Source organism: Kitasatospora sp. NPDC023120 (assembly GCF_055560835.1).
In genome coordinates, this window is the sequence record NZ_JBVHHY010000053.1 from 19,052 (window position 1) to 27,280 (window position 8,229).

At 71.3% G+C, this 8,229-nt stretch carries 7 protein-coding genes and 1 riboswitch; of the genes, 2 read left to right on the plus strand and 5 right to left on the minus strand.

Annotated elements, in window-relative coordinates; genetic code table 11:
* Positions 1 to 7 precede the first annotated feature (7 nt).
* The 4 genes from groL to thrC form a co-directional block, all read right to left on the minus strand.
* On the minus strand, positions 8 to 1,630 hold the full coding sequence (gene groL, locus ACZ3TI_RS39210) for a chaperonin GroEL (RefSeq protein WP_270144962.1): 1,623 nt from the start codon (positions 1,628 to 1,630) through the stop codon (positions 8 to 10).
* Positions 1,631 to 1,953: 323 nt separating this feature from the next.
* On the minus strand, positions 1,954 to 2,157 hold the full coding sequence (locus ACZ3TI_RS39215) for a cold-shock protein (protein ID WP_030289665.1): 204 nt from the start codon (positions 2,155 to 2,157) through the stop codon (positions 1,954 to 1,956).
* A gap of 537 nt (positions 2,158 to 2,694) precedes the next feature.
* Entirely contained in the window at positions 2,695 to 2,973 is a 279-nt protein-coding gene (locus ACZ3TI_RS39220; protein WP_465735116.1) for a MoaD/ThiS family protein, read from the minus strand.
* A 44-nt stretch (positions 2,974 to 3,017) separates the two neighbouring features.
* Positions 3,018 to 4,325 (minus strand): threonine synthase, encoded by a 1,308-nt coding sequence (gene thrC, locus ACZ3TI_RS39225; RefSeq protein WP_465735118.1) that lies wholly within the window; start codon positions 4,323 to 4,325, stop codon positions 3,018 to 3,020.
* Between the two features lie 16 nt (positions 4,326 to 4,341).
* A riboswitch (SAM riboswitch) is annotated at positions 4,342 to 4,476 on the minus strand.
* Positions 4,477 to 4,624: 148 nt separating this feature from the next.
* On the opposite strand from thrC, the gene ACZ3TI_RS39230 reads away from it, so the two are divergent.
* Entirely contained in the window at positions 4,625 to 5,650 is a 1,026-nt protein-coding gene (locus ACZ3TI_RS39230) for a glucosyl-3-phosphoglycerate synthase (RefSeq protein ID WP_465735120.1), read from the plus strand.
* A gap of 38 nt (positions 5,651 to 5,688) precedes the next feature.
* A complete protein-coding gene (locus ACZ3TI_RS39235; protein ID WP_465735122.1) occupies positions 5,689 to 7,173 on the plus strand; it encodes an alpha,alpha-trehalose-phosphate synthase (UDP-forming) in 1,485 nt (494 codons plus the stop codon).
* On the opposite strand, the gene otsB is transcribed toward ACZ3TI_RS39235, so the two are convergent.
* On the minus strand, positions 7,160 to 8,011 hold the full coding sequence (otsB, locus tag ACZ3TI_RS39240; RefSeq protein WP_465735124.1) for a trehalose-phosphatase: 852 nt from the start codon (positions 8,009 to 8,011) through the stop codon (positions 7,160 to 7,162). The genes ACZ3TI_RS39235 and otsB overlap by 14 nt on opposite strands.
* Positions 8,012 to 8,229: the final 218 nt, after the last annotated feature.

Sequence of the window (8,229 nt, forward strand, 5' to 3'; positions counted from 1 at the left end):
ATCAGGATCAGAAGTCCATGTCACCGCCCGGCATGCCGCCGCCGGCGGCCGCGGCGGCCTTCTCCGGCTTGTCGGCGATGACGGCCTCGGTGGTGAGGAACAGCGCCGCGATGGAGGCGGCGTTCTGCAGCGCGGAGCGGGTGACCTTGGCCGGGTCGATGATGCCCTCGGCGACCAGGTCGACGTACTCGTTGGTGGCGGCGTTCAGGCCGTGACCGGCGGGGAGGTTGCGCACCTTCTCCACCACGACGCCACCCTCGAGGCCGGCGTTGGTCGCGATCTGCTTGATCGGGGCCTCGAGCGCGACCTTGACGATGTTGGCACCGGTGGCCTCGTCGCCGTCCAGCTCCAGCTTGTCGAAGGCGACACCGGCCTGCAGCAGGGCGACGCCACCACCGGCGACGATGCCCTCCTCGACGGCGGCCTTGGCGTTGCGGACGGCGTCCTCGATGCGGTGCTTGCGCTCCTTGAGCTCCACCTCGGTGGCCGCGCCGGCCTTGATGACGGCCACGCCGCCGGCCAGCTTGGCGAGGCGCTCCTGGAGCTTCTCGCGGTCGTAGTCCGAGTCGCTGTTCTCGATCTCGGCGCGGATCTGGTTCACGCGGCCCGCGACCTGCTCGCTGTCGCCGCCACCGTCGACGATGGTGGTCTCGTCCTTGGTGATGACCACCTTGCGGGCGGTGCCCAGCAGGTCGATGCCGGCGTTCTCCAGCTTGAGGCCGACCTCCTCGGAGATCACGGTGCCACCGGTGAGGATGGCGATGTCGCCGAGCATGGCCTTGCGGCGGTCGCCGAAGCCCGGGGCCTTGACGGCGACGGACTTGAAGGTGCCGCGGATCTTGTTCACGACCAGGGTCGACAGGGCCTCGCCCTCGACGTCCTCGGCGATGATGACGAGCGGCTTGCCGCTCTGCATGACCTTCTCCAGCAGCGGGAGCAGGTCCTTGACCGAGCCGATCTTGGAGTTGGCGATGAGGATGTACGGGTCCTCGAAGGTCGCCTCCATGCGCTCCAGGTCGGTGGCGAAGTAGGCGGAGATGTAGCCCTTGTCGAAGCGCATGCCCTCGGTGAGCTCGAGCTCCAGACCGAAGGTGTTGCTCTCCTCGACGGTGATGACGCCTTCCTTGCCGACCTTGTCCATGGCCTCGGCGATCAGCTCGCCGATCTGGGTGTCAGCGGCGGAGATGGAGGCGGTGGAGGCGATCTGCTCCTTGGTCTCCACGTCCTTGGCCTGGGCCAGCAGCTGGTCGGAGACGGCGGCGACGGCCTTCTCGATGCCGCGCTTCAGAGCCATCGGGTTGGCGCCGGCGGCGACGTTGCGCAGACCCTCGCGAACCAGGGCCTGGGCGAGCACGGTGGCGGTGGTGGTGCCGTCACCCGCGACGTCGTCCGTCTTCTTGGCGACCTCCTTGACGAGCTCCGCACCGATCTTCTCGTACGGGTCCTCGAGCTCGATCTCCTTGGCGATGGAGACACCGTCGTTGGTGATCGTGGGGGCGCCCCACTTCTTCTCCAGCACGACGTTGCGACCCTTGGGGCCGAGCGTGACCTTCACTGCGTCGGCGAGCTGGTTCATGCCACGCTCAAGGCCGCGGCGAGCTTCCTCATCAAAGGCGATGATCTTGGCCATCTGAAGTGGTCCTCCGGGACACGGTCGACTGCTCGGACCAAGGGGTGCCCGCGACGGACGGCCCTGGTGTGCGGGGGTCCATTCCCCTACCGCTCCCGGGGGCCTCACCGACCCGGTCCGCTGTCACTCTCACGCTGTGAGTGCTAACGCCAATGATTAGCACTCCGGGTGGTCGAGTGCAAGCCCAATCGCCGACCCGCGAGCCGCCTCCGGGGCCGCCCGGGAACGGCGACGGGCCCGTACGACACGTGTCGTACGGGCCCGTCGAGAAGCGGGAGAGCAGCCAGCCGTGGGCCGCGCCGAGCTCCTGGAGTCGGAAGGGGTCAGACCGCCGCGCGAACCATGTCCGCCTGCGGGCCCTTCTGTCCCTGGGAAATCTCGAACTCGACCCGCTGGCCCTCCTCGAGGGTGCGGTAGCCGTCCATCTGGATCGCGCTGTAGTGGACGAAGACGTCCGCACCACCGTCGACCGCGATGAAGCCGTAGCCCTTCTCCGCGTTGAACCACTTGACGGTGCCCTGAGCCATTCCGAACTCCCCTAGTGCTGTGCTGGCCCTTCACGCGCCCGCAGGTCGCGGGCCCGGGTTGGTTGAAGGCCGGCCCGGGGAACCCCCCCTGGGCGCAGCCGTGCACGCCGCAACCCTCCGCGCGGGACACCGAACGGCTTCCGACGAGCGGGTGATTGCGTCGACCGCCGCTGAATGTATCCGGATCGAAGCCCTCTGCAACAGGGTCAACCGCCGGTAATTCCGCCACGGCAGCAAGGGACAGCACGGGATGAATCGGGAGAATCTCGGCATTTCACGCCGGACATAGCGGACGAATTACCCAAATCCCCAGGGTAATTCTGACATCCGCCTGACATGTTTCACGGGCCGGTCCCACCGGCCGGACACCCTCCGGCGGAACGCCGAGGGGATCGGGAAGGAACCCCTGTTCCCAGCCGAGCGACACTCTACTCCGACTCGGGTCGGAAATATTCCAGCCGGAATGCAACCGGCCGCCCGCACATACGGAGAGCGGAATTCCGTACGTGCGGGCGGCCGAATGGCGGTCGGCGCGACTCAGCAGCCGCCGGCCACCGCCGGGATGATCGAGATGCCCGCGCCGTCCTGGATCTCGGTCGCCAGGCCCTCCGCGAAGCGCACGTCGTCGTCGTTCACGTAGACGTTGACGAAGCGGCGCAGCTTGCCGGTGTCGTCCAGGATGCGGGCGGCGATGCCCGCGTGGTTCTTCTCCAGGTCGGCGATGACCTCGCCCAGGGTGGCGCCCTCGGCGGTCACCTCGGCGGCGCCGCCGGTGTAGGTGCGCAGGATGGTGGGAATGCGGACGTTGGCGCTCATGGCTCTCCTTGCGGGGGTGCGGCCGTGCGGGTGGGGGGGGTGGTTCAGGCGGACGCGAGGCCCGCGTCGCGGAAGGAGTCCAGCGTCGGGCGGATGACGGCGGTCATCCCGGCGTCGGAGACGGCGTCCAGGGTCTTCAGGCCGTCGCCGGTGTTGATCGCGACGGTCTCCTTGGCCGGATCCAGCTGCCCGGTCTCGACCAGCTTCTTGAGCACGCCGACGGTCACCCCGCCCGCGGTCTCGGCGAAGATGCCCTCGGTCCGCGCCAGCAGCCGGATCGCCGCCACGACCTCGGCGTCCGTGACGTCCTCCACCGCGCCGCCGGTCCGGCGGGCGATGTCCAGCACGTACGGGCCGTCGGCCGGGTTGCCGATCGCCAGCGACTTGGCGATGGTGTCCGGCTTGACCGGCTTGATCACGTCACGGCCGGCCTTGAACGCCGCCGACACCGGCGAGCAGCCCTCGGCCTGGGCGCCGAAGACCTTGTACGGCCGGTCCTCGACCAGCCCGAGCTTGATCAGCTCCTGCAGCCCCTTGTCGATCTTCGTCAGCTGCGAGCCCGAGGCGATCGGGATCACGATCTGCTCCGGCAGCCGCCAGCCGAGCTGCTCGCAGATCTCGTACGCCAGCGTCTTGGAGCCCTCTCCGTAGTACGGCCGCAGGTTGACGTTGACGAAGCCCCAGCCCTCCCCGGCCGGGTCGCCGATCAGCTCCGAGCAGAAGCGGTTCACGTCGTCGTAGTTGCCCTCGATGCCGACCAGCTCGCCGCCGTACACCCCGGCCATGACGACCTTGCCCTGCTCCAGGTCGTGCGGGATGAAGACGCAGGACCGGAACCCGGCCCGGGCCGCCGCCGCCCCCACCGCGCCGGCCAGGTTGCCGGTGGATGAGCAGGACAGTGTCGTGTAGCCGAACGCCCGCGCCGCCTCGATCGCGCAGGCCACCACGCGGTCCTTGAACGAGTGCGTCGGGTTCCCGGAGTCGTCCTTGATGTGCAGCTGCGCCGTGAACCCGAGCTCCCGCCCCAGGTTGTCCGCCTTCACCAGCGGGGTCCAGCCGGGGTTCAGGTTCGGCTTCGAGGCGACATCCGCCGGCACCGGCAGCAGCGGCGCGTAGCGCCAGATCGACGCCGGACCGGCCTCGATCCGCTTGCGCAGCTCCTCCGCGCCCTCGCTGCCGAACTCGTAGGCGATCTCCAGCGGGCCGAAGCACTCCAGGCACGCGAAGCTGGGACCGAGCGGGAAGCGGGTGCCGCACTCCCGACAGGACAGGGCGGTGGCGGGGCCGAGGTCCACGGGTCGGGGTCCCCCCGGCCGAAGGCTGGGGGAGGGTGCGACGGTGTCGATAGCCATGATGGCGAGGCCTCTCTCCTCATCTTCCCCATGGCGCGGTCGCGTCACGGGCCGGAATTGGCACCTGTCCCGCCGGGGCCTGTGACGACAGCCGAGCGAGAAGGTTGCCGGGACGTCAACGGGCCGTTCCCTCAGTCCCTCTGGATGAGCTTGTGAAATTGTGGTGGTGCTCAACGGTGACCCCGGCGTGCGAAGGTCCGACCGCTGTACGAAGACTGTATCCGAAGGCGTCAACACTCAACGGGACCGTCCGCCACGCGAGATGACCCGTCCCACCCCACCCCGCCGAGGAGACTTCCGTGCCCGCCGAACCGATCCCCGAGCTCCTCCCGCAGGCGGCGTCCTGGCTGCGCCGCCGCTCCTGGAGCGCGGCCGACCGGCCGGTCCGCACCCTCCTCGCGGCGAAGGAACGCACCGGGAGCACGGTCAGCGTCGTACTCCCCGCCCTGGACGAGGAGGCCACCGTCGGCGACATCGTCCGCACCGTCCGCCGCGAGCTGATGGAACGCCTCCCGCTCGTCGACGAACTCGTCGTGGTCGACTCCGGCTCCACCGACGCCACCGCCGCCGTCGCCGCCGAGGCGGGCGCCCGCGTCGAGCACCGCGACGCCATCCTGCCCCGGCTGCCCGCCGCCCCCGGCAAGGGCGAGGTGCTCTGGCGCTCGCTGCTGGTCACCCACGGCGACATCGTCTGCTTCGTCGACGCCGACCTGCGCGAGTTCGACCCGGCCCTCGTCTCCGGGATCATCGGCCCGCTCCTGACCGACGAGTCCATCCAACTGGTCAAGGCCATGTACGACCGCCCCCTGGAGACGGACAGCGGCGCCGTCGTCCCGGCCGGCGGCGGGCGCGTCACCGAACTCGTCGCCCGTCCCCTCCTCAACCTCCACTGGCCGGAACTCGCCGGTTTCGTCCAGCCCCTCGGCGGCGAGTACGCGGCCCGCCGCTCACTGCTCGAACGGCTGCCCTTCCCCACCGGCTACGGCGTCGAACTCGGCCTGCTGGTCGACGCGCTGGAGCTGGTCGGCCTGGACGCCCTGGCCCAGGTGGATGTCGGCGTCCGGCACCACCGCCACCAGGACAGCCAGGCCCTCGGCCGGATGGCCGCCACCATCTACCGCACCGCCCTCGAACGCCTCGACCGCGCCCACCGCCTCAAGGCCTCCGCCGACCTGGTCCGCCCCCAGCTCACCCAGTTCACCCGCGACCCGGACGCCCTCCCCCAGCCCCCGGCCGGAGGGATGTTCACCCCCCGCACCTACGAGATCACCGCCCTGGAGCGCCCCCCGATGCACACCGTCCCCGAGTACACCACCCGCCATTGACGGGTTTGCCACTCCGACCCCCCGGCAACGTACCAACCATGGGCGATCTCACGACCGAACGTTCGAGTGCGACCGGCACCGCCCCCGTCCTGGTGGCCTCCAACCGGGGACCGGTGTCGTTCAGCACCGCCGACGACGGCACGCTGACCCTGCGGCGCGGCGGCGGAGGCCTGGTCTCCGGCCTCTCCGCGATCGACGACCCGAACGCCGTCTGGGTCTGTGCCGCCCTCAACGACGCGGACCGCAGAGCCGCCGCGCAAGCCCCCGACGGCCGCCTCGACCTGGCCGGCCACGACGTCGGCGGGCAGGCCGTCCGGATGCTGGACATCGACCCCGAGACCTTCGCCCGCGCCTACAACGGCGTCGCCAACTCCACCCTCTGGTTCGTCCACCACCTGCTCTACGCGACCCCCACCGCACCCGCCTTCGACGCCGACTTCCGCACCGAATGGGCCGCCTACCGGGCCTACAACGCCGCCTTCGCCGAGGCCCTGGCCGCCGAAGCCGCCCCGAACGCCGCCGTCCTCGTCCAGGACTACCACCTCTCCCTCGTCCCCGCCCTGCTCCGCGAAGCCCGCCCCGACCTGCGCATCGGCCACTTCTCGCACACCCCCTGGGCCCCGCCCGAGTACTACCGGATGCTCCCCGACGACGTCGCCCGCGCCGTCCTCACCGGCATCCTGGGCGCCGACCGGGCCGGCTTCCTCACCGAACGCTGGGCCCGCGCCTTCGCCGCCTGCTGCGCGGACCGACTCGGCGCCACCGTCGACCACGACGCGCTCACCGTCACCCTCGACGGCCGCACCACGAACCTCGGCGTCCACGCCCTGGGCGCCGACGCCGACTTCCTCCGCGAACGCGCCCACCGCCCCGACGTGGACGAACGCCTCGCCGCCCTGCGCACCGCCGTCGGCGACCGCCACACCATCGTCCGGGTCGACCGCACCGAACTGAGCAAGAACATCGTCCGCGGCCTCCAGGCCTACCGGCACCTGCTCCGCACCCGCCCCGAGTGGCACGACCGGGTGGTCCACATCGCCTTCGCCTACCCGTCCCGCACCGACCTCGCCGAGTACCGCGACTACACGGCGCAGGTCCAGGAGCTCGCCCGGGCCATCAACACCGAGTTCGCCACCCCCACCTGGCAGCCCCTGATCCTGCACGTCAACGACGACTTCCCGCGCTCCCTCGCCGCCTACCGCCTGGCCGACGTCGCCCTGGTCAACCCCATCCGCGACGGCATGAACCTGGTCGCCAAGGAAGTCCCCGTGGTCTCCGACCACGGCTGCGCCCTGGTCCTCTCCCGGGAGGCCGGCGCCCACGCGGAGCTCGCCGACGACGCCCTGACGGTCAACCCGTACGACGTCATCGCCACCGCCGAAGCCCTGCACACCGCCCTCACCATGCCTGCGGAGGAGCGCGCCGACCGCACCAAGCGCCTCACGGCGGCGGCCACCGCACTCCCCCCGCAGCAGTGGTTCCTCGACCAGCTCAACGCGCTGGCCCGGCTCAACTCCCGGTAAGGGCCTCCCCCAGCGCCGCCAACAGCTCCACCACCCCGGCCGGCCCCGCGACCACCAGGTCCGCGCGGTCGGCCAACTCCTTCACCGGCGCGTCCCCCACCGCCCCGCTGCACACCAGCAGCCCGGCCACACCCTCGGCCCGCAGCTGCTCCACCGCCGCGAAGGCCGCCAGATCCCCCAGGTCGTCCCCCGCGTACAGCACCGACCGGGCCTCCCGCTCCCGCAGGAACCCGCTCAACGCCGCGCCCTTGTCCACCCCCGGCGGCCGCAGCTCCAACACCAGCCGCCCGGGCTCCACCACCAGCCCGTACGCGGCCGCCAACTCCGCCACCGGCGCCCGCAGCAGCTCCAAAGCCTCCTCCGGCGCCCCCGTACGCCGGGTGTGCACCGCCACCGAGCGCCCCTTGTCCTCCACCCACACCCCTTCGGGCGCCCCCACCCGCGCCAGCACTCCGGGCAACACCTCCCGCACCCCCGCCACCCCCGGATGCACCTCCGGCGCCGTCACCACACCCCCCTCCCACCACTCGGCCCCGTAGTGCCCCAGCACCACGACCCCCGGCACCCCCGCCAACCCCCCGTACTCCACCGCCAACGCCGCCGGCCGCCCCGTCACCACCACCACCGCCCGCACCACCGGAGCCAACACCCGCAACGCCCCCGCCACCCCCGGATGCGCCCTCGCCCGACTCGGATCCGCCACGATCGGCGCCAACGTCCCGTCGAAGTCCAACCCGATCACCGCATCCCCGGGCGCCCCCAGGATCGCCCGCACCCCATCCCGCCCAGCCCCGGTCCCCGGCACCCACTTCTCTTCGAATCCCATACCGCCCCCCATACCCCCAACCACCACCCCCGGCACCAACCCCCAGCACCACCCCGCACCCACACCAACCCCCACCCCCTCCCCACCCACACCACCCCACCCCCCTCCCCCCTCCCCCTGCGCCTCCCCCTCCCACCCTCCCCTCTGGCGAGAGGGACGTGCTGCGGGAGGGGGCGGCGCAGGGGGTGGTCCGGAGAGGGGCGTTGCGGGTGATTTTCAGACTGCCAACG